The organism is Arthrobacter sp. NPDC056727 (assembly GCF_042790555.1).
Taxonomy (GTDB): domain Bacteria; phylum Actinomycetota; class Actinomycetes; order Actinomycetales; family Micrococcaceae; genus Arthrobacter.
The window spans coordinates 85,878-106,568 of record NZ_JBHTZA010000015.1 but is presented as its reverse complement, the minus strand read 5'-3'; the positions used below and the strand labels follow the sequence as shown (position 1 = coordinate 106,568).

Annotated in this window: 18 protein-coding genes; 7 read left to right on the top strand and 11 right to left on the bottom strand. The window is 67.0% G+C overall.

Annotation, left to right across the window (positions count from 1 at the left end):
• Positions 1–196: 196 nt before the first annotated feature.
• Positions 197–1,372 (bottom strand): serine hydrolase domain-containing protein, encoded by a 1,176-nt coding sequence (locus ACFRAH_RS15930; protein WP_377991874.1) that lies wholly within the window; start codon positions 1,370–1,372, stop codon positions 197–199.
• A 326-nt stretch (positions 1,373–1,698) separates the two neighbouring features.
• Positions 1,699–2,109 (bottom strand): VOC family protein, encoded by a 411-nt coding sequence (locus ACFRAH_RS15925; RefSeq protein WP_377991873.1) that lies wholly within the window; start codon positions 2,107–2,109, stop codon positions 1,699–1,701.
• A 199-nt stretch (positions 2,110–2,308) separates the two neighbouring features.
• Between ACFRAH_RS15925 and ACFRAH_RS15920 the strand changes: the two genes are divergently transcribed.
• Entirely contained in the window at positions 2,309–2,611 is a 303-nt protein-coding gene (locus ACFRAH_RS15920) for a DUF4193 domain-containing protein (protein WP_377991872.1), read from the top strand.
• A 292-nt stretch (positions 2,612–2,903) separates the two neighbouring features.
• On the opposite strand, the gene ACFRAH_RS15915 is transcribed toward ACFRAH_RS15920, so the two are convergent.
• The 5 genes from ACFRAH_RS15915 to ACFRAH_RS15895 form a co-directional block, all read right to left on the bottom strand.
• Positions 2,904–3,134, bottom strand: a complete 231-nt coding sequence (locus ACFRAH_RS15915) for a hypothetical protein (RefSeq protein ID WP_377991871.1) — start codon at positions 3,132–3,134, stop codon at positions 2,904–2,906.
• Between the two features lie 467 nt (positions 3,135–3,601).
• A complete protein-coding gene (locus ACFRAH_RS15910; RefSeq protein WP_377991870.1) occupies positions 3,602–4,270 on the bottom strand; it encodes a GntR family transcriptional regulator in 669 nt (222 codons plus the stop codon).
• A 41-nt stretch (positions 4,271–4,311) separates the two neighbouring features.
• The gene (locus tag ACFRAH_RS15905; RefSeq protein WP_377991869.1) at positions 4,312–5,298 is read right to left on the bottom strand and encodes an ornithine cyclodeaminase family protein; all 987 of its coding nucleotides are present in this window, start codon (positions 5,296–5,298) and stop codon (positions 4,312–4,314) included.
• A gap of 41 nt (positions 5,299–5,339) precedes the next feature.
• Complete coding sequence (locus ACFRAH_RS15900) at positions 5,340–6,677, bottom strand: amidohydrolase family protein (protein ID WP_377991868.1); 1,338 nt, start codon at positions 6,675–6,677, stop codon at positions 5,340–5,342.
• 161 nt (positions 6,678–6,838) lie between these two features.
• On the bottom strand, positions 6,839–8,326 hold the full coding sequence (locus ACFRAH_RS15895; protein WP_377991867.1) for a chlorohydrolase family protein: 1,488 nt from the start codon (positions 8,324–8,326) through the stop codon (positions 6,839–6,841).
• Positions 8,327–8,504: 178 nt separating this feature from the next.
• Here ACFRAH_RS15895 and ACFRAH_RS15890 point away from each other — a divergent pair, with 178 nt between their 5' ends.
• Together ACFRAH_RS15890 and ACFRAH_RS15885 are read left to right on the top strand one after the other, a co-directional pair.
• A complete protein-coding gene (locus tag ACFRAH_RS15890) occupies positions 8,505–9,968 on the top strand; it encodes a DUF3100 domain-containing protein (RefSeq protein WP_377991866.1) in 1,464 nt (487 codons plus the stop codon).
• 20 nt (positions 9,969–9,988) lie between these two features.
• The gene (locus tag ACFRAH_RS15885; RefSeq protein ID WP_377991865.1) at positions 9,989–11,212 is read left to right on the top strand and encodes an amidohydrolase family protein; all 1,224 of its coding nucleotides are present in this window, start codon (positions 9,989–9,991) and stop codon (positions 11,210–11,212) included.
• A gap of 93 nt (positions 11,213–11,305) precedes the next feature.
• On the opposite strand, the gene ACFRAH_RS15880 is transcribed toward ACFRAH_RS15885, so the two are convergent.
• The 3 genes from ACFRAH_RS15880 to ACFRAH_RS15870 form a co-directional block, all read right to left on the bottom strand.
• The gene (locus tag ACFRAH_RS15880; protein WP_377991864.1) at positions 11,306–13,696 is read right to left on the bottom strand and encodes an ATP-binding cassette domain-containing protein; all 2,391 of its coding nucleotides are present in this window, start codon (positions 13,694–13,696) and stop codon (positions 11,306–11,308) included.
• Between the two features lie 122 nt (positions 13,697–13,818).
• Positions 13,819–14,229 (bottom strand): VOC family protein, encoded by a 411-nt coding sequence (locus tag ACFRAH_RS15875; protein ID WP_377991863.1) that lies wholly within the window; start codon positions 14,227–14,229, stop codon positions 13,819–13,821.
• 10 nt (positions 14,230–14,239) lie between these two features.
• Complete coding sequence (locus tag ACFRAH_RS15870) at positions 14,240–14,683, bottom strand: helix-turn-helix transcriptional regulator (protein WP_377991862.1); 444 nt, start codon at positions 14,681–14,683, stop codon at positions 14,240–14,242.
• Between the two features lie 82 nt (positions 14,684–14,765).
• On the opposite strand from ACFRAH_RS15870, the gene ACFRAH_RS15865 reads away from it, so the two are divergent.
• The 4 genes from ACFRAH_RS15865 to ACFRAH_RS15850 are packed head-to-tail and all read left to right on the top strand — an operon-like array spanning position 14,766 to position 18,558.
• A complete protein-coding gene (locus ACFRAH_RS15865; protein ID WP_377991861.1) occupies positions 14,766–15,947 on the top strand; it encodes a type III polyketide synthase in 1,182 nt (393 codons plus the stop codon).
• A gap of 4 nt (positions 15,948–15,951) precedes the next feature.
• Positions 15,952–16,725: a class I SAM-dependent methyltransferase gene (locus ACFRAH_RS15860; RefSeq protein ID WP_377991860.1), complete on the top strand. Its 774-nt coding sequence runs from the start codon at positions 15,952–15,954 to the stop codon at positions 16,723–16,725.
• The gene (locus ACFRAH_RS15855; RefSeq protein WP_377991859.1) at positions 16,722–17,855 is read left to right on the top strand and encodes an FAD-dependent oxidoreductase; all 1,134 of its coding nucleotides are present in this window, start codon (positions 16,722–16,724) and stop codon (positions 17,853–17,855) included. Before ACFRAH_RS15860 ends, ACFRAH_RS15855 begins: the two co-directional genes overlap by 4 nt.
• 13 nt (positions 17,856–17,868) lie before the next feature.
• Complete coding sequence (locus ACFRAH_RS15850) at positions 17,869–18,558, top strand: peptide deformylase (RefSeq protein WP_377991858.1); 690 nt, start codon at positions 17,869–17,871, stop codon at positions 18,556–18,558.
• Here ACFRAH_RS15850 and ACFRAH_RS15845 read toward each other — a convergent pair.
• Positions 18,555–20,672, bottom strand: a complete 2,118-nt coding sequence (locus ACFRAH_RS15845) for a S9 family peptidase (RefSeq protein WP_377991857.1) — start codon at positions 20,670–20,672, stop codon at positions 18,555–18,557. The genes ACFRAH_RS15850 and ACFRAH_RS15845 overlap by 4 nt on opposite strands.
• Positions 20,673–20,691: the final 19 nt, after the last annotated feature.

Below are 20,691 nucleotides of genomic sequence, written 5' to 3'. Positions count from 1 at the left end.
GGCTGATATCAATCCCGGGTGACCGGCGCGCCCGCACGCTCATACGCAAGCGAGACCGCGCCTTTGGAGAAGGCCGCGGAGGCTGCCAGGTCGAGAGATGGGGGCGGGGCATAGCCTGCTGTGCCGGGAGCGGTGGTGAGGGGCAGCGCTCAGTTTCCGGATTTGTGACGTGTCTACCCCGTGACGTTCCCGCCGCTCAGCCGGCGGCTTGGCAGAGCCTGTCCAGCGCTTCATTGAGGGTTGACTCGATCTGGCCATTCAGCAGGTCCCGTCTGTTCCCGCTGGACGGTTCCTCAAGCTGGGTGGGCATCGGAGGAGTGGTGACGGTCATGGCGGCGACGTAACGGCCGTCGTCGCTGCTGACCGCGATCGTCTGGTAATCCCAGAAGTTGCCACGGCCTTCCTGCCGCTTCGCAGACGAGCAGCCGTCACCGTGCTGCCACAGCCCCAGCCCGTACCCCAGGAAGCCGGGGCTGGTCTTCATCTCCTGCAGCGACCCAGCCGAAACGGCCCGCCCCTGGAAAAGCTGGGCCATGAAGAGGTTCATGTCCGCGACCGTCGACACCGCCCCGGATGCGGGGGAGCCTGCGGAGAAGTTGTTGTCTGTGGTGTCGACGCGCTCACCGCGGAGCGTCACGTAGCCGTGCAAAAGACCTGTCTCGTGCAGATCGATGCGGTCCAGGCTGGTGTTCTTTAGCCCGAGCGGCCCGAAGACCTCTTCGTCCATGACGCGGGCGAACGGCTTGTGCCGCAGCGTTTGGACCAGCAGGCCCAGCGCGAGGTAGTTCGTGTTCGAGTACATGAAGGAGCCGACACTGGCCTCAGTCCAGGGGAGGGTCCCGGCCAGCTGCAGCCCCCGTTCCATGGTCAGCGTCCGGGAGAGGTAAGGGCGGAAGTCAACATCACGCGGCAGTGCGTCGTTGACCTCCGGCATCCCCGAGGTATGGCTGAGCAGTTGCCGTACGGTGATCGGGCCCGGAGGCTTAAGCGCCGCCGTGAACCCCGGAATGACGTCGTTGACAGGGTCATCGAGGCCGATGAGGTGGTCATCCACGAGCTTGAGCACCGCCACGGCCGTCATGGTCTTGGTGACGCTTGCGATCTCCACCCTGTCGGTGGGCTGCGCAGGCGTCATGGATTCCAGGTCCCGCACGCCGTAGGCATTCGACCACTCACCGCCGGGCCACCGGATTTGGACGACCGCGGCGACCGCGCCCTGATCCATGAAGAGCTGGACCTGCCGCTCCAAGGGGCCAAGGGCATCCTGCGAGGGTGGCGGCGGTGCGGTGTCGTCTGTGGTGTAAGTGCAGCCGGTGACGGCGAGGACGACGGCGAAGACCGCCCGCCTCACTGCGCGGTTCTTCGAGCTCATGGGAGCCCTCCGACTAAGAACGGGGTGACAAGGACTTGGCCGCGAGCGGCACCACGCCCGGCCAGGCCTGTGACGGCACCGTCGCCCCAGCACCTCAATGCTAAGGCCGTCCCGCGTGACGGGGAACCAGCGGGCCGTGCCACGGGCTTTTGCCTCGAGCCTCTGCCCGATCGGTGCGGCCAGGACGCTGACGGTCCCGCCCGCACTGAGGAACAGGACTAGCGAGTTTCACCATGCCATCGCCAATCCGCGCCTGCTGTTTTGAGTCCGTTCAAGACCCAGTCCAGCGCCACGGCAGTTACATTCCACACGGCTTGAGTTTTACATCAGCGGATCTCTTGGATGCGGATCTGGTTGCCGGCAGGGTCCCGGAACGCGCAGTCGCGCATGCCGTACGGCTGCAGGGTGGGCTCCTGGATCACCTCGGCGTCGGTGGCCTGTACCTTCTCGAAGACCTCGTCGAGGTTGGGCGTGGCCAACAGGATCCAGCCGTAGGTGCCCTTGGCCATCATCTCAGAGATGGTGCGGCGCTCCTCGTCGGTAATCCCTGGATCGGTGGCCGGCGGGGCGAGAAGGATCGAGGTGTCCGGCTGGCCTGCCGGCCCGATGGTGATCCAGCGCATCGTGCCCCGGCCGACGTCCTGGCGGACCTCGAAGCCGAGTGCATCGCGGTAGAACGCGACAGAGGCGTCCGGGTCGATGTGGGGGAGTGCGATTGCATGAATGGTGAGTTCCATGGTCAACACGTTAGGGCGTGCGTGTGGACAATGCTTCTCGATTCCTGATCGGCTGATCGCCCGCTGGGCGATGCGCGGCAGCCGTCTCGTAGTACTTGTGGGTGAGAAAATAGTCTCAAACCTTGCTGGCTGGGAATCAAGTCGTCACACTGTACGTTGCACATCCGACAATCCCTACTAAGGAAGGCGATGCATTTCAGTGGCAACTGATTACGACGAGCTGCGCACCGAAGTTAAGGAATCGCAGAACGATTCCCTGGAAGCCCTCAAATCGGCCAACGCACCCGACGCACAAAGCGTGGTGCGTGAGCTGGACGCAGCGGATGACATGGACAGTGTCGGGATCCCGGGCGGCGAATTTGTCGCAGAGGAACTGGTCGTCCAGGTGGTTCCGCAACGCGACGACGAGTTCACCTGTTACTCCTGCTTCCTGGTGCGCCACCGCTCCCAGATGGCAAGGGAGAAAGACGGTCACGCCTACTGCACCGAGTGTGAGGGCTGAACTCAAAAGGAGCCCGTCGCCGGTCCCGACACGGGTATTGATGAGCCGGGATAGTCCGGTCACGGAAAAGGCGGGCTCTACGCCTATGGCACCGAGGAAAGGTGCCGACCCAGGCGCCATTCAACCCGTTCACGTCGATGTACAGGACCGGGGCCGTACCCGGCGGAAGAGGCGGCGGCGCTGATTCGACGCGCCCCTCGGCACGCACCAACCCAAAAACTTCAGCGCCGTTGCGCAAGTTTCAAGCCGTGCGGCGTCCGGTCGAGGCCCGGCTGCTGGATGTGGTCAATAACTAGTCCCGGGCGTTCATTTGGGCATCGCGTATCTGTGCGTGCATGTCCCAGGGCGCCTGCGGCAGGACGTTCCCGGTCTCGAGGAGCGTCTTGAGGTTGGAGCCGACAGCAGCCCAGCCCAGGGCCGCGGCCTCGGCATCTTCGGCGGTGGGAATGTTTTCGTGCACGATCGAAAGCTTCACGATCTCCTTGTATTCCTTGATGCTGAAGGTGATCTCCTGCAGCGGCACTGGGTTGAGGTGGTGAAGCCGTTCCCGGCCGCGGTGCACGACGGTGACAAGGGGCGCTTTGCTCGCGTCGAAGCAGCGTGATGCCCGCTGTAGCGGCGGAGGAGGGGTGATCTTGCATCGGATGCGATAATCACTCTTCTACTTTACATAATGCTGATTATCGGCGTTATTGATACGACGGCGGAAGTGGCTGGTAACCACCGCCGACGACGGACCGCACAGGAAGCATCAAGCCGCTCATATCCGCGGTTTTCGAAGCTTTGCTGCCAAGCGACTGCGCAAGAATCAACGTGGCTGCGGCCGACCGCCTTGGAACCGCCGTCGGCGAACTCGCTGCCTGCCCGGAACGCCGTCAGGACAGTCTCCAACCCGCGCAAAACGAACTGCCCTCGAAACGGCGCTCACTTCGGGTTCACTTGACATAACGTCACCCCGCCTCGTGTGTGCAGGCCTCTACAGCGCTCGGCTCAACCCTCAGGCAGGCGTCCGGCCAGGCCCTGGAGCGAGGGTGCCCGCCCCAGCTCGACGTGCGCGAAAGCCAGCGCCGCTGCCAGCTCCGCCTTGCCGTCGTAGATGGCCTGGCAAAGGCTTAGGTGTTCCGCGCACTGTACCTGCGGATCACGGTGCCCGGTCAGGGTGAAAAGCCACTGCATCCTGCCCAGCAGCGGCTTCATGGAATACTCCAGCAGCGAGTTGCCGCCCATCGACACGATCTCCGCATGCAGTGCCGTGTTGAGGAGCGGTATCTGTGCATCGTCATGGCTCAGGGTTGCCTCTTCTGCCTGGTCCATCATCTGCCGCAGGCGCGACGAGGAACCGCCGCGCGCCGCGGCCTGTGCCGCCAGGCGCGCGGCCAGGACTTCAAGGCTCAAGCGGACGTCAAAGAGTTCGTTGACGTCCCGCAGCGTGATCTGTTTCACGGTGGCCCCACGGCGTGGCGATGTGTCGATGAAGCCTTCAGCTTCCAGCTGCTGCAGGGCTTCCCGGACGGGTACGCGCGAGACATCCAGGGCCTGGGACAGCTCGCGTTCCCTAAGCCGGGATCCCGGCGCAAACTCACCTGAGATGATCAGCTCGCGGATCCGTGCCCGGGTGGCGTCTGCCGAGGACGCGGGAGATTCCGCCTGGACTGTCATTGGTGCCTCCCGCTGTTCCCGGCGTCGTCATCCCGCCCGCCTCAGTTGTTCAACTCCACATGGGTGCCGATCCCCTCGATGAGCGCTGCGTCATACAGGAGCCGGCCAATGGCCAGATCCTGCAGACCGATACCCACTGAGTTGAACAAGGTTACGTCCTCATCCCCCAGGCGCCCTGCTTTTGTCCCGGCCGCCACGTCACCAAGTTCGGCCTGCACGTCGTCGAAACTCATCGCGCCTTCTGCCACCGGGATGATCAGCCCGCCGGACTTTGCCTTTGCCGTGGCGAGGCTGTCCACGAAGACCCGCGCCCGCACCATGCCCGCCGAGTCGATTTCCCGGTGGTCCGGCCGGGGGCGGGCTCCGACGGCGTTGACGTGCAGTCCGGGCCGGAACCACTCCCCCTTGACCAGCGGCTCTACAGCCGGCGTGAGGGTGCACAGTACGTCGGCGCCTTCCACGACTTCACGAACGCCGGCAGTGCGCGTCATGTTGAGCCCGTACCGGGAAATTTCGTTGCAGAAGGCGTCGACGGTGTCTGCCGAACGGGACCACACCAAGACGTTTTCAACGGGCAGCACGGCCAGCATGGCCTCCACATGTGCCACGGCCAGGGCCCCTGCCCCCACCAGGCCCAGCGTGGTGCTGCCGGGCCTTGCCAGGAGCTTCGTCGCGACGGCGCTGGCGGCCGCCGTGCGGACCCGGGTGGGGACTTTGCCGTCCAGGATGGCCAGGGTCTCGCCGGTCATCTGGGACACAAGCATGATGGTGGACCGCTGCGTGGGCAGGTTGGACGCCCTGTTGGCCGGGATATCCGCCAGCAGCTTCACGGAGGCGAGCTCCTCGGCGCCGGACAGCGCCGCCATGGGAAGGAACCTCGCGTCGGAGGATGGCAGGACGAGCGAATCCGGCGCGGGCTGGACGGCGGTGCCCCCGCTCAGGCCGGCAAAGACGCGTTCGACGGCGGTAATGGTCCCGGGCATGTCGGCCAGCGTCTGGAGCTCGGAGGCCGTGAGGATCAGGGTCATGGGTGGGCTTTCTGGCTGGCAGGGTGGACGGAACGTAGGGGTCAGAGGTTGTTCCGTACCAGGACGCCCTGTGCCACGACGGCACTGATCTGCTCCAGGGCCGAGGGGTTGCTCAGCGGATCAGCATTCACAACGACGGCGTCTGCATAGGAACCGCGGACCAGTCGCCCGGCATCCGCACCCCAGCCCAGCAGGGCGGCGGCATTGACCGTTGCTGCCCTCAGGGCGTCCAGCGGCGAAAGCCCGGCCTCGGCGAGCAGGCGCACCTCGGTGCCGATCGGTGTCACCTCGGAACCGAAGGAGTCGGTCCCCGCTACGACCGTCACGCCGGCTTCGTGGGCTGCCCGCACCGCTTCCTTAATGATCGGCGTGTATTCCCGGCCCCGCGCTGCGAGGATCGGGTCGGAGGAGCCTGACATGCCGGTGATGGCATCCAGGGTGGGCGTGAAGTACGTGCCGCGGCTGGCCATCCGGGCGATGGTCTGCTCGGTGACGAAGACGCCGTGTTCGATGCTGCGCACGCCGGCCCGCACCGCACCGTCGATCCCCTCCGCACTGTAGGCGTGGCAGAGGACGCCTGCCTTGCCTGCGGCCTTGACCACCGCGGACAGCTGCCCGTAGTTGTACACCAGTTCGCGTGGATCCTGCTCAGCCAGGCCAGCCCGCGGGTTGGCCCGGGTCTTGATCACCTTGGCGCCACGTTTCAGGTTGACCCGCGCGAGGTAGGCGAGGTCCGCAGGTTCGTTAACTCCCCCGTGCAGGGCCGCAAGCGGCCCCAGGTCCGGGTCCGCCAGGAGCGACTCCCCCAGTTCGGGTGAGATGAACAGGCCTGCAGGGCTCATTCTCGGCGACGCGCCGGCCGCCCATTCAGGCAGGGCGGCAAGGGCAACGTCCTGGTAGAAGCTGGTGGATCCGCTCCTGACACTGGTCGCCCCGCCCTGCAGGATGGCGGCTGCATCGGACAGTGCATTGGCATGCACATGCACGTCGATGAGGCCGGGAAGGACCCAGCGGCCCGAGGCGTCCACAGTGCGTGCCCTGCCCGCCAGTGCGGCTACGGCACGCCGGGTTTCGGTCCGGCTGCCGACGGCGGTGACCCTTCCTCCCTCGAGGACGAGGACGCCGTCCTCCACCGCGTGGCCCGTCTTGGGGTCCACGATGGTCCCGCCCTCGATCATCAGGGGCGAAGGCGAAGCGGGGCGGTCCCCTCGGCTGGAGCTTGTTGCGGCGTCCGCTGCCTCCGCGGCGGGCGCGCCTCCGAGTTGGGCGGCAAGGCTCGCAACTGAGATTCCCGCCAGCGCGGCCGCCCCGGCAAGAATCCCGCGGCGTGGGACAGCAGCGGCGGACGGGGCTTCCGGGGTGTGGTCGTGCAGGCACATAGATTTCTCCAAAGAGGGTGCGGCCCGCGGCTGGAGCGGGGCCTGATGGGTGAGTCAGGTCAGGTGTACTGCGGAGGCGGACAGTCGTCGTCCGGCGGTGCAGCAAAGATCGAATGTCCCCACCGTAGGGCTTTTGGTATACCAAAGCAAGAGTTGCCGCATTACCGAAACACGGCCGGCGACGCGATCGTGGCCCGCTGATAGACAGGCGGGAACAGCTGGTCCGGCTGCCGGCGGCGGAAATCCCGCTCCGAATAGGCCCCCCGCATCCGGTCGAAGAGCAGCTGTCCCTCGGCGCGCAGGGCGCCAAGGTCTACGCCGGGCAGGGTGCCCGCCACGACGACGGGACGTCCCGCCACGAAGGTGTCTGTCACCTGGCGCGCCGTGCCGTTCAGCACCAGTGTGCGCAGGGGGTCTTCGACCACGCCATCACCAAAATGGCCCAGCGAGACCACCGTGATGTCCGCCTGCATGCCCGGGGCAAGCCGCCCCAGGTCAGCCCGCCCGAGTGCCCGCGCCCCACCGAGGGTGGCGGCGTCGAAGAGGTCCGCCAGCCTCCCGGCGTCGGGCCGTTCCTCAACAAGCCGGGCAAGGTGCATGCCGACGTCCATGCCCCGCACCAGGTCCGGCGGGAAGGAGTCGGTGCCGAGGCAGATGTTGACGCCTGCCGCGCGGAAACGGTCGAACGAGACAAGCTGCTTCTGGTATCGGAAGGACGTCAGCGGGCAGTGGACAATGCTGACGTTGTGCCTGGACAGCAGGTTCAACGCCCCTCCCGGGGCCAGCGTCCGGGGGTCCTTGCCATTGACCACCACACCGTGCGGAATGAGCAGGCGGGTGCCGAACAGCCCTGTTGATTCCAGCAGCTCCAGAACTCCGCGGCCGGCGGACTGATCGAGGAGTCCGTCCTCGAGTGGCGACTGGAGGCAGTGCAGCCGGACGATCGCGTCCCGTTCGCGCGCGATACGGGCGGTCTCCCGCATGAGGTGCTCGGACAGCGTCTCAATGCGGCACGGCAGCAGAACTCCGGTCACGAGCGGGTCTGCGAGGCCGGCGGCGTAGTCCAGGAACTTCTCGGCGTCCCGGAGGCCTGCGAGCCCTTCAGCTTCGTCGAAGAGGACCTCACGCCGTGCGTCGGCCGTAGCGGCATGGACCCCCGACCGGTAGGCCGGCCCGAGGTAACCGCGGAGCCCGATGCGGCGGCTGGTTTCCGTCATGTCCGCCAGCTCATCGAAGCTCTCGGCCCAGGAACTGTGGATCTCAGAGGCGATCGGCATGTAGGTCGTGATCCCGTGCAAGGTGAGCTGTGCCAGCGCAAACTCGCGGACCGTGGCCCGCTCTGCCCTGGTGAACACGTCCCTGCGGCGGTTGGCAAAGTAGTCCTCTGACCACAGGTGGCCACCCGCAACGTCGGGGGTCGGCCGCGAGTCCAGAATGAGGTGGTCGATATCCGCAAGCGCATCGAGGTCTATCAGGCCGGGCATGACCAGGCTCTGCCCGTAGTCATGTGCAACGTCCACCGGCCCGCGGTAGTCGCGCCCCATGAAGACGATCGAGTCGCCTTCGAAGACGACTTCCCCGCCCTCAATGAGTGCGTGCTGGTCGCCGTCCGAGCCCAGGACGTACCGGGCCGAGATTTTTGTGAACATGCGTGCCTCCTTGCACAGGTGTGAGGATTTTCCCGCCGTCGGGAGAATGTGACTTGCCTCTCACTGCGAGCGAGTATACAGTCATTTGGTATACCGAACAGGATGAAGCACCTCCTGTCTCCTTGAACTCATTTCACCGGTTCCCCCTCTTCGACCTCCCCTTTGAAAGGCACGCGTCATGCGCAATGAAGCGAAGACCACAGCCACCTCAACCGCCACCTCCGCTGCCGCGTCGCTGGAGGCAGCACCGCCGCGTTCATTCCGGGCACGCCCCGCCGTCTGGCTGGCCATGATTGGAATTTCGACAGCCGTGTGTGCCCTGGCCATCATGATCGGCACGCACAAGTTCCACCTTGGCCCGGCCGCGATCGTCCTGATGCCCATCCTCTGGACAGTCCTCATTGGCGGATTCCTTGGCGTCCAGAAATGGAGGCCTATCGGCGGAAGGGCCCGGGCCGTGTCCACCCACCTGATGGACGTGTCCATCGTGTTCTTCCTTGCAGGCCTGGGCAGCCAAATCGGCCCGTCGCTGGCGAAGTTCACCAACATTGGCCCCGCGATTCTGCTCCAGGAAGTCGGGCACGTTGTGGGCACCGTCATCCTGGCCCTGCCGGTGGCAGTTGCGCTGGGGCTGGGGCGCACGGCAATCGGCGCCACCTGGTCCATCGACCGTGAGTCCTACCTTGCCTTCGCCATCCAACGCTTCGGCGTGCGGTCCCCGGAGTACCGCGGCGTGTTCGGAGTGTGGGTGCTCGGCAGCGTCTTCGGCGCCGTCTTCATCTCCCTCCTGGCCGGCCTGCTCGGCGGACTGGAGTTCTTTGACCCGCGGGCCCTCGCATTGGGCCTCGGGCTCGGGTCCGCCTCCATGATGCTCGGCGGCGTCGGCGCACTGTCCATCCTGTATCCGGAGATGGCGGGGGAAATCATGGCCCTCGCCGCGCTGTCCAATCTGGTCACCAACATCGTTGGCTTCTATGCAGGCGTGTTCATCGCGCTGCCGTTGTGCCAGAAGCTCTACAGGATGTGGTCCCGCATCTGGGGACGTGACGACCTCGGCCGCCGCATCCGCGGTGCCGCCCCGGCCCGTGCGCTTGCCGGAAGCCGAGGGGACAGTCCAGGCACGGCGGCTGAAGCAGCAGATTCGGATGACAATCCAGGCGCAGGCACCGTGGACGTCAACAGCATCGAGGAGGACCCCACTGTTATTCGGACACCACGGACGTGGCTTACGGCGTTTGCGGCGACGGGCGCGGTGGGCGTGCTGCTCAACGCCCTCGGCACCGGCTCCGCCCGGCCCCTGGATGTGGTCGGCGTGCTCATCCTCCTCGCCCTTACCGCCGTCGCGCTCGTTCTTGCAAAGCTGGTCCCGGCGGTCCCGTCCAGCATCTGGGTGCTGGCGCTGGCCACCCTGGCCTCCGCGACCTTCCTGCCCATCGGCCCGTTCATTGCCTCCGCCACGCAGAACATCAACGTCCTTTTCGCCGGCCTGCCCATGATTGCCCTCATCGGCATGTCGCTGGGCCGGGACGTCAAGGCGCTGCGCTCACTGAGCTGGAAGATCGTCATCGTCGCCCTGATAACGTTCACGGCAAGCTTCGTTGCCGCGGCAGCCATCGCCCAGGTTGCCATGAAGTTCCAGTAACGGCCGAAAGGAACGAACCCATGCTGATCACCAATGTCCGCCCGTGGGGCGGGGACGCGGTGGACGTCGAGGTGCGGGAGGGACGGATAGCCGCCCTTCACCCCGGAGGAACCGCCGTCGTAAATGCCGCCAACGCCGCTGACGCAGTGGAGGGGCGCAACCGGATCGCACTTCCCGCGTTCACCGACGTGCACGTCCACCTTGATTCCACCCGGATCGGGCTGCCCTTCCGGGAGCACACGGGGGCGCCCGGCGTATGGAACATGATGTCCAACGACCGGGAGAACTGGCGCGACACCCCGATCCCTTACCCGGAGGTGGTGGCGGGAACGCTGGAACGGATGATCGCGCGGGGCACCACGCGCGTCCGTTCCTACGCCCAGATCGACGTCGACTGCAAGCTTGAGCGCTTCGAAGCGGTCATGGCCGCCAAGGAACGCTTCGCCCGCGCCGCAACAGTGGAGATCATGGCCTTCCCGCAAGCCGGCCTGCTGCTGGAGAACGGCACCGTCCCCCTCCTGGAGGATGCCCTCCGGGCAGGTGCCACCACCATCGGCGGCATTGATCCCTGCCAGCTGGACCGGGACCCGGTGCGGCATCTGGACATCGTTTTCGGCCTGGCCGAGAAGTACGGGGCCGACGTCGACATCCACCTGCACGAGCCCGGCCACCTGGGGGTCTTCAGCGCCGAACTCATTTTCGAACGCACCCGCGCGCTGGGGATGCAGGGGCGCGTCTCGCTCTCCCACGCCTACGATCTGGCCAGCGTCCACCCCGACGTTACCGCCCGTCTCATCGAGCAGATGGCCGAGCTTGACGTCGCCTGGGCGACGGTGGCCCCGGCAAGCGGCGGAACCCAGTTCGACTTGGCCCGGATGAACGACGCCGGGATCCGGGTGGGGCTCGGCGAGGACGGCCAGCGGGACTACTGGAGCCCGTACGGCAATTGCGACATGCTCGACCGCACCTGGCAGCTGGCGTTCACCCACCGGCTGCGCAAGGACCGCCTGATCGAGCACTGCGCGGCGATCGCCACCATCGGGGGCGCCTCCATCATGGACCGCTCGGTCCAGCGCCTCACGGGCCCCGACGACCGGCCCGGCCTGGCCGTTGGAGACCAGGCCGATATCGTCCTGGTCGACGGCGAAACCGTCACGAGCACCGTCATGGACCGCGGCACTGACCGCACCGTCATCCACGACGGCAGGGTCGTCGCCGACGGGCTGTCCGTCCTGCCGGCGTAACCAGGCGCGAACGTACACTTGTGGCCCCGAATCCGCCCGGATTTGGGGCCACAAGTGTACGTTCGCGCTGGTCTGTCAGTTCGCGTCCGGTTGTCAGCTGGCGCCGACGTAGGCCGCGAGGTGCTCGCCGGTCAGCGTTGACCGGCCGGCAACAAGATCTGCCGGCGATCCTTCGAAAACGATCCTGCCGCCGTCGTGACCCGCACCGGGGCCCAGGTCGATGATCCAGTCAGCGTGCGCCATGACCGCCTGGTGGTGCTCGATGACGATCACCGACTTGCCCGAGTCAACGAGCCGGTCGAGCAGGCCGAGCAGGTTTTCGACGTCAGCAAGGTGCAGGCCCGTGGTGGGTTCGTCGAGGATGTAGACCTCGCCCTTGTCCGCCATCTGCGCGGCCAGCTTGAGCCGCTGGCGCTCGCCGCCGGACAGCGTGGTGAGCGGCTGGCCCAGAGTGAGGTAGCCAAGCCCGACGTCGGCGAGCCGGTCGAGGATCTTGTGTGCCGCCGGCGTGCGCGCATCGCCGTCCTCGAAGAACTCCTCTGCCTCGGCCACCGACATCGCCAGCACCTCGGCGATGTTGCGGCCGCCCAGGGTGAACTCCAGCACTGCTGCCTGGAAGCGCTTGCCGTCGCACTCCTCGCAGGTGGTTTCGACGGTGGCCATGACGCCCAGGTCCGTGTAGATGACGCCGGCGCCGTTGCACGTGGGGCAGGCGCCCTCGGAGTTGGAGCTGAACAAGGCAGGCTTGACGCCGTTGGCCTTGGCAAACGCCTTGCGGATCGGTTCGAGCAGTCCGGTGTACGTGGCGGGGTTGCTGCGGCGGGAACCGCGGATGCCGGCCTGGTCGATCACCACCACGCCGTCGCGCTTGGCGACCGAGCCGTGGATCAGCGAGCTCTTGCCGGAGCCGGCCACGCCGGTAAGCACGCACAGCACGCCGAGCGGGATGTCGACGTCGACGTTCTTGAGGTTGTTGGTTGACGCGCCGCGGATTTCCAAGGCGCCGGACGCGGGGCGGACCGCATCCTTGAGCTGCGCCCGGTCATCGAGGTGCCGGCCCGTGATGGTGCCGCTCCCCCGCAGCCCGTCGACGGTGCCCTCGAAGCAGACGGTGCCGCCGCCTGTGCCGGCGCCCGGCCCGAGGTCGACGATGTGGTCCGCAATGGCGATGCTTTCCGGTTTGTGCTCCACGACGAGCACCGTGTTTCCCTTGTCGCGCAGCTGCAGGAGGAGTGAGTTCATCCGCTGGATGTCGTGCGGGTGCAGGCCGATCGTGGGTTCGTCGAAAACGTAGGTGACGTCCGTGAGGGACGAGCCCAGGTGGCGGATCATCTTCGTGCGCTGCGACTCACCCCCGGACAGCGTGCCTGACGGCCGGTCCAGGGAGAGGTAGCCCAGCCCGATCTCCGCGAACGAATCCAGCAGGTGCTGCAGTCCGGTGAGCAGCGGCGCCACGGACGGCTCGTCCAGGCCGCGGACCCAGTCGGCGAGGTCGGTGATCTGCATGGTGCAGACGTCGGCGATGTTCTTCCCTTTGATCTTCGACGACAGCGCTTCCTGGCTGAGCCGGGTGCCGCCGCAGTCGGGACAGGTGGTGAAGGTGATGGCCCGTTCCACGAAGGCGCGCACGTGCGGCTGCAGAGCGTCCACGTCCTTGGACAGCATCGACTTCTGGATCTTGGGGATGATGCCCTCGTAGGTCAGGTTGATGCCCTCGACCTTGATCTTGGTCGGCTCCTTGTAGAGCAGGTCGTGGAGCTCCTTCTTGGTGAACTTGCTGATCGGCTTGTCCATGTTGAAGCCGGCCCCGCTGAAGATCCGGCCGTACCAGCCGTCCATGCTGTAGCCGGGAATGGTCAGGGCGCCCCCGCCCAGCGACTTGCTGTCGTCGTACAGCGCCGTGAGGTCGAAGTCGCTGACGTTGCCCATGCCCTCGCAGCGCGGGCACATGCCGCCGAGCCGGTTGAACGTGGCCTTCTCGGCCTTGGTCTTGTTGCCGCGTTCCACAGTGATCGCGCCGCTGGCCTTCACCGTCGGGATGTTGAACGAGTACGCGTTGGGTGAGCCGATGTGGGGCCGGCCCAGCCTGCTGAAAAGGATCCGCAGCATCGCGTTGGCGTCCGTGGCGGTGCCCACGGTGGAACGCGGGTTGGCGCCCATCCGCTCCTGGTCGACGATGATGGCGGTGGTCAGGCCTTCCAACACGTCGACCTCGGGCCTGGACAGCGTGGGCATGAAGCCCTGCACGAACGCGCTGTAGGTTTCGTTGATCATCCGTTGCGACTCGGCGGCGATGGTGCCGAACACCAGGGAGCTCTTGCCCGAGCCGGAGACACCGGTGAACACGGTCAGGCGGCGCTTGGGGATCTCGACGCTGACGTCCTTGAGGTTGTTCACGCGCGCACCCTGCACACGGATCAGGTCGTGGCCGTCGGCGGTGTGCTGTCCGGATGACTGTGTGTCCGTCCTGGTGGTTATGGTCATCGTGTCCCCATCTGTTAGGCGGATAGCAGGCTGATCTTAAGCGAACGGCAGGTGGAGGCCGCCGGGTTCCACACACCATGACTGATTCTTGTTCGTCGGCGCGGCGGCGGCAACAGCAACACCTAGCGGACCTCGTTGATGCGGATCAGGTTGCCCGCCGGATCGCGGAAGGCGCAGTCACGGACGCCGTATGGCTGGTCGGTGGGCTCCTGGACCACCTCGGCGCCGCTGGCCTGCACCTTGTCGAAGGTGCCGTCCAGGTCCGGGGTCCCCAATACCAGGCGGGCATAGGTGCCCTTGGCCATCATTTCGGTGATGGTGCGCCGCTCGTCCTCGGTGATGCCAGGATCGGCGGCCGGCGGTTCCAGGACCACGGAGGTGCCCGACTGGTCAGGCGGGCCGAGGGTGAGCCAGCGCATCCCGCCGTACCCAACGTCGTTGCGGAGCTCGAAACCGAGGGTGTCACGGTAGAACGCCAGGGAGGCGTCGGCGTCGTTATGCGGAAGGAATGTGTAGTGGATGGTGAGGTTCATGCGGATCAGTCTAGGTACGGCCGGGCAGGACCGCTTCTCGATTCCTGACCGGTCTGCTGACCTGTTTCACCACGCATGGCGGGATGCCTGACGCCTCCCCCGCCGCCTGCGTCCGGTACGCGCTGGGCGGCATGCCAACCAGTTCGGTGAAGCGGGTGCTGAACGTGCCCAGCGAGGAACAGCCGACGGCGAAGCACACGTCCGTGACGCTGAGGTCGCCGCGCCGCAGGAGCGCCATGGCCCGTTCGATGCGCCGCGTCATCAGGTAGGAGTACGGTGACTCGCCATAGGCTTCCCGGAACTGCCGGCTCAGGTGCCCGGCCGAAATGTTCACGCCGCGGGCAAGCGCCTCCACGTCCAGCGGCTGGGCGTACTCCCGGTCGATGCGGTCACGGACACGGCGAAGGCGCGCCAGATCGTCCAGGCGCTGTGTTGCGGCGGGTTTGCTGGTCACAGTCGAGATGGTGCTACCTCCTGCCGGAGTTGTCCAGTCCAATCCATTGTCTTAACCGTGCGCTCTCGTTAAGAATGAACGAATGACGGTCTATGTGAGAGCTCTTGAAACTGCAGTTCCGCCGACTCTGCTCATCCAGCGTGAGGCCCGGGACGTGTTCGCGGCCCAGCCGGGACTGACACGCCTTGGCTCCCGGCTCGTGACCACGTGCTTTGACTCCGCGGCCATCGATACCCGGTACACGGCGGTGCGCGAGCTGACGCTGGACTCCGCCGTCGAAAATCCCCAGTTCTTTGATCCGGAGACCGGCCTGCTGCGGAGCCCCAGCACCAAGGCGCGCAACAACCTCTTCGCCGAAGAAGCAACGAAGCTTTTCATCGAGGCGGCGGACGCAGCAGTTTCCAAGTGCGACGGCATCGATCCGCTGGACATCACCCACCTCATCACGGTCTCCTGCACCGGCTTCTTCAACCCCGGGCCGGACTACAAGATCGTCCGTGCCTTGGGCCTGAACCCTGCGGTGCAGCGGTACCACCTCGGTTTCATGGGCTGTTACGCCGCCTTTCCGGCGCTTCGGGCTGCCAAATCGTTCTGCGAGGCGGACCCGACGGCGGTTGTGCTCGTCGTGTGCGCCGAACTGTGCTCGCTGCATGTCCGGACCTCCAATGACCCGGACACCATCATGGGCTCGGCCCTGTTCGCGGACGGCGCGGCGGCCGCCGTGGTGACGGCCCGGGAGGACCTGCCGGCTCCGCCGCTGCTCCAGCTGGACCACTTCGAGACGGTCCTGACGCCGGTGGGCGAGGACTCGATGGCCTGGAACATCGGCGATGAGGGCTTTGAGATGGTGCTCGGCAACTACGTGCCGCACATCATCGATGAGCACATCGTGGGCGCGCTCGAGCCGTTGCTGGCACGCGACGCCCCGCTGCGGGAACTCGCCTACCGCGACATCACCCACTGGGCCATCCACCCGGGCGGCCGCAGCATCCTGGACAAGGTGCAGTCCCGGCTGGACCTCACGGACGAGCAGCTGCGGCCGGCGCGTGAAACGCTGCGGAACTACGGCAACATGAGCAGCGCCACGGTGCTCTTCGTCCTTAAGCACATTCTGGATCTTCCGCCGCAGGAAGGGGACGAACGCATCTGCTCCATGGCCTTCGGCCCCGGCCTGACCGTGGAGACCGGACTGTTCACCAAGGTAAGACAGCCCGCGGATGAGCCCGATGCCGTAACCGGCGAGGCCGAACCGTCCCTGGCCTGATCCGGTGAGGATCCCAGGCGGCGGACCGGGCAGCGGCAAGGGCATCTTCGGACCAGGCTTTCTCGGACCAGGCTTTCTCGGACCGAGGGACACGGCGGCCGTTGAGGACATGGACCGGCCGGACTGCGACCCGGACCGGCTGCAGCGCACCTACGAGCAGTTCGGCCTTGTCAACCGCGTGGTCGCCGGCTGGTACCGGCTGTACCGCACCAAGGTTCGCCCGCAGCTGGCGGGCTCCGGCGGGGCAACACTGCTGGACGTCGGCTGCGGCGGCGGCGACCTTGCCGTGACGCTCGCCCGCTGGGCAGCCAGGGACGGATTCCCGCTGCACGTGACCGGGATTGACCCGGACGCCAGGGCCTACCGGTTCGCGGCCGGCCGCAAGCCCGTTCCCGGGGTGGAGTTCCGGCAGGCCAACAGCGGCGACCTGCTCGCCGAAGGCAGGCAGTACGACGTCGTCATCTCCAACCACGTGCTGCACCACCTGACCGCGCCGGAACTGCGGTCCTTCCTGGACGATTCCGCAGGACTCGCCCGGCACCTGGCCCTGCACAACGACCTGCGGCGCAGTGCGGCCGCGTATGCGCTGTTCAGTGCAGGCGCCCTGCCGCTCACCGGCTCCTACATCCGCGGGGACGGGCTGACGTCGATCAGGCGCAGCTACACCGTTCCGGAACTGGCCGCCGTGGTCCCCGCGGGCTGGACTGTGGAACCGCACTCCCCCTTCCACTGCCTGCTCAGCCACCGGCGGCACGACACCTACCGGCACCCGGCATGACCGATGTGCTGATCGTGGGCGGCGGGCCGGTGGGTCTCTTCCTTGGCTCGCTGCTTCTGCAGCAGGGGGTCGCGGTGCGGGTCCTGGAAAAGCGGAGCGGACGCAACGCCCACACCAGGGCCATCGGCATCCATCCGCCGGCGCTCGCCGCCCTGGAGCGCATCGGCGTCGCCCGCGAGCTGATCGCACAGGGCGTCCCCATCCGCCAGGGCTTCGCCGTGAGCAGCGGCCGGCGGATCGCCCGGATGCCGTTCGCCCCGGTCTCCGACCGCTATCCGTTTGTCCTCGCCGTGCCCCAGCCCGTGACGGAGGAGGTGCTGGAGCGGCGGCTCCGGGAGTTGGACAGCGGCGCGCTGCTCCGGAACGCCCGCGTGACAGGAATGCACGACGACGGCGGCCGGGTCACCCTCAGCGTCACCACTGCGGGGGGCGCTGCCAGCTACACCGCCGCTTTCGTGGTGGGCGCCGACGGCGCCTACTCGACGGTGCGTGCCCTGCTGGGCGTCGGGGCGCCGGAGAAGCTGTATCCGGACCACTACCTGATGGGTGACTTCCCCGAATCCAGTCCCTTCGGCAGCGACGCCGCGCTCTTCCTGGCAGGCGACGGCATTGTGGAGTCCTTCCCGCTTCCCGGCGGTGTACGCCGCTGGGTGGTCCGGCTGGGCAAGCCGCCTGCGTGCCCTGATGCGGAGCAGCTGGCCGGACTCGTTGCCCGCCGCACGCGCATGGCGCTGGACCCCTGCGCCAACAGCATGCTCAGCAGCTTCAGCGTCCGCTCCCGGCTGGCCGTGCGAATGGCCTCCGGCCGGACCGCGCTCATCGGTGACGCGGCGCATGAGATAAGCCCCATCGGCGGGCAGGGAATGAACCTTGGCTGGCTGGATGCCGAAGCGCTGCTTCCGGCGGTCCTCGCCGTCGTACGCGACGAGCCTTCGGTTGCCGCTCTCCGGCGTTTCGACGCCACACGACGCCGGGCGGCAGCTGCCGCCAAGCGCCAGGCCGAGGTGAACATGGCGCTGGGCCGGCCGCTTCCCGACGGTCTGCTGCGGCCGCGGAACGCGGCCATCGCCTGGGCAGCAGCACTCCCGGCGTTCAATGCCCTGGTGGCGCGGCGCTTCACCATGCAGTGACTAGGCTGTCCCCATGAGCCACGCATCGCCGCCCACGTCCTACAGCCCCGCCCGCATCCGGGAAACCGTGCAGGAACTGCTGGCCGCGGAGTCCCTGCCGCCCATCGTGCAGGCCGGCCACCCGGTCCTGAGGCAGCACGCGGCTCCCTTCGAGGGGCAGCTGGAGCCCGCCGAACTCAGCCAGCTGATCGTCCTGATGAGGAAGGTCATGCATGCCGCGCCCGGCGTCGGCCTGGCGGCGCCGCAACTGGGCATTCCGCTGCAGCTGGCCGTCCTCGAGGACCAGTTTGAGATCGACGAGGCCGTTGCGGCGGCCCGGGGCAGGGCGCCGCTGGAGTTTTTCGCCATGCTGAATCCGTCCTACTCCCCACTGGGCGGCGGTACGGCCGCCTTCTTCGAAGGCTGCCTCTCACTGTCCGGACTGCAGGCTGTGGTTGAGCGCCCCGAAAGCGTGCGGTTGGAGTATGTAACGCCCGACGGCGGTCAGGTCACCAAGGACTTCAGCGGCTGGCAGGCGCGGATCGTGCAGCACGAAACTGACCACCTGCACGGCCGCCTTTACATCGACCGTGCCGAACTGCGGTCTTTGAGCACCACCAGCGAATACGCCGCGCGCTGGGCCGAACCCGGCATCGGCACCGCCAGCCGGGAACTCGGCTTCCCGGCGGCCGCGGGGACCGGCCGGGAAGCAGGAGCGGACTAGGCTGGGCCGTTTTGAACTGGGCCGTTGTGGACCGAACTGTTGTGAACTGAGCCGGCGCGGTTGCTGTCCGTCGGCAGGTACTTTGCCCACCAGGCAAGGATGTGCTCGAAGCGCTGCCGCCGGTGATGGGGAGTGCCCGAGCGCGACAGCTCGTGGTCCTCACCCGGGAACACAAGGAAAGCCGAATCGACGCCCTGCCGCTTCAGTGCGGTGAAGTACCGCTGGCCCTGTTCCACCGGGCAACGGAGATCATCCTCGCTGTGGATCACCAGCGTTGGGGTCCGGACCCCGGCCACCGTGGCCATGGGGCTTTGCGCAGCCACCTGTTCGGCTGCCGAGCCAACGTACTCACCGCCGAAGAACCAGCCGATGTCCGACGAGCCCGTGAAGCTCACAGGATCCAGGAAACCCCGCTCCACAATGGCTGCCCGGAACCGGTGGTCCTGGCTGATGGTCCATGCCGTGAGGTAGCCGCCGTAGGAGCCGCCCATGATGCCCAGGGCGCCGGCGTCGAGGGAGGAGAACTTCTCCAGGCTGCCGTCCAGGAAGGCGAGCACGTCCTGCAGGTCCACTGTGCCCATCCGCTCCTTGATGCTCCGTCCGTGCGCCTGGCCGTAGCCGGCCGAGCCGCGCGGATTGCACATGAGCACAGCGTAGCCGGCGGCTGCGTACACCTGCGCCTCATCGAAGAACGCGGTGGTGTACTGCGCGAACGGTCCGCCGTGGATGTTCAGGAGCACGGGGTGCGGACCCTTCCCCGGCGGCAGCACAAGCCAGCCGTGGACCGGGTAGCCGTCCGGGGCGGGGAACGTTACTTCCTGCGGTTCGATGATGCCGGCCTCGGACCGCAGGGCAGCCGAGAAATCGCTGAGCAGGCGGAGCTGGCCATCCTCGAGGACGCCCACATCGCCCGCCGTGGCGGCGTCGCTGTAGCTGACGAACACCGTGCCGGCACCGTCCTCCGCGCCGTCGACCACCCTGTCACCGTGAACGAGGAGGGCATGGTCTCCCGTGGCGCTGAATTCGAGCAGCTCCACCGTCCCCTGGGCGGTGTTGAGCACCAGTGCACTGTCCCCGCCGCGCAGGCCGATCGTGCTGCCGGGCGCTTCAACGTCCATGTTCTCCGCATCGCTCAGGGCCGTGGCGTCGCCGCCGCCGGCGGGCATCACGTGGAGGACCGTGTTCTTGGCAACAAAGTCCTGGCCGGTGCTGCCCAGGTCCTGGGAGGTGAAGAACAGCCAGCGTCCGTCGGCCGACTCCCGGACGTCGAAAACGGTCTGGGCACCCAGATTGGGGACCGGCACCAAAGCCGGTGCACCGCCGCCGGCCATCACGCGGTAGATCCCCGTGACGAGATCCTGGTCCGCGCCCTCGTGGAGGGCCGCCACGAAGTAGATGGCACTGCCGTCGCTGCTGAAGGTGGCGCCGGTGTGGTCGGTTGCCGCCGTCGTGAGCCGGCGTGCCTCCGGGAACCCGCCGGAATCCTCGCCGGACGCACCGGAGTGCCCGCCCGCGCTGTTGTCCTTGCCGTTCCCATTGCTGCCCGGCCTGGCGCCGCGGCCCACCGGCTTAACCCAGGGTTCGCCGCCCAGTTCCGGAACATCGAGCAGGAACAGCTGCTGCGGCTTGTCCCGCGTGTAGCCCACGCCGTTCATCCGGTACTTGTAATCACTGATCAGCCGGGCGTCCTCGGCATCTGACGCGACGCCGTCGAGCGTTCCGTAGCGGCCCTCGTCCGGTTCCCTGGAAGCGAAGACGATCCGGGTGGAATCCGGCGACCATGCGAAGGAGCTGACGCCCATCTTCCTGTCGGTCAGGGCCTGCGGCTCCCCGCCGGCGGCCTCCACCACGTGGAGCTGGGGCTTGCCGCCAGGGGCAGCGCGGAGGAAGGCCAGCACCCGGCCGTCCGGCGAAAAAGCGGGCGCGGTGTCGCGGAACCCCCGGGTTACGCGCCGGGGAAGCTTTTCCGGGTCCCGCGGCACACTCCACAGCTGGCCAACATAGGAGTCGGCGCCAAAGTCCGGCCGGACAACGGACACGACGGCCCTGGTGCCGTCCGGGAGGACGGCGGGGGCGGAGACGGAATTGAGCAGCGGCAAATGTTCAGGCTTCACCCACGTGAGCCTAGCGGGT

Excerpts from the sequence above, each read along its gene's own strand:
- ACFRAH_RS15885 (WP_377991865.1), top strand. The coding sequence starts at position 9,989 with ATGCTGATCACCAATGTCCGCCCGTGGGGCGGGGACGCGGTGGACGTC.
- ACFRAH_RS15905 (WP_377991869.1), bottom strand. The coding sequence starts at position 5,298 with ATGACCCTGATCCTCACGGCCTCCGAGCTCCAGACGCTGGCCGACATG.
- ACFRAH_RS15895 (WP_377991867.1), bottom strand. The coding sequence starts at position 8,326 with ATGTTCACAAAAATCTCGGCCCGGTACGTCCTGGGCTCGGACGGCGAC.
- ACFRAH_RS15865 (WP_377991861.1), top strand. The coding sequence starts at position 14,766 with ATGACGGTCTATGTGAGAGCTCTTGAAACTGCAGTTCCGCCGACTCTG.
- ACFRAH_RS15855 (WP_377991859.1), top strand. The coding sequence starts at position 16,722 with ATGACCGATGTGCTGATCGTGGGCGGCGGGCCGGTGGGTCTCTTCCTT.
- ACFRAH_RS15890 (WP_377991866.1), top strand. The coding sequence starts at position 8,505 with ATGCGCAATGAAGCGAAGACCACAGCCACCTCAACCGCCACCTCCGCT.
- ACFRAH_RS15875 (WP_377991863.1), bottom strand. The coding sequence starts at position 14,229 with ATGAACCTCACCATCCACTACACATTCCTTCCGCATAACGACGCCGAC.
- ACFRAH_RS15900 (WP_377991868.1), bottom strand. The coding sequence starts at position 6,677 with ATGTGCCTGCACGACCACACCCCGGAAGCCCCGTCCGCCGCTGCTGTC.
- ACFRAH_RS15910 (WP_377991870.1), bottom strand. The coding sequence starts at position 4,270 with ATGACAGTCCAGGCGGAATCTCCCGCGTCCTCGGCAGACGCCACCCGG.
- ACFRAH_RS15930 (WP_377991874.1), bottom strand. The coding sequence starts at position 1,372 with ATGAGCTCGAAGAACCGCGCAGTGAGGCGGGCGGTCTTCGCCGTCGTC.
- ACFRAH_RS15925 (WP_377991873.1), bottom strand. The coding sequence starts at position 2,109 with ATGGAACTCACCATTCATGCAATCGCACTCCCCCACATCGACCCGGAC.
- ACFRAH_RS15850 (WP_377991858.1), top strand. The coding sequence starts at position 17,869 with ATGAGCCACGCATCGCCGCCCACGTCCTACAGCCCCGCCCGCATCCGG.
- ACFRAH_RS15880 (WP_377991864.1), bottom strand. The coding sequence starts at position 13,696 with ATGACCATAACCACCAGGACGGACACACAGTCATCCGGACAGCACACC.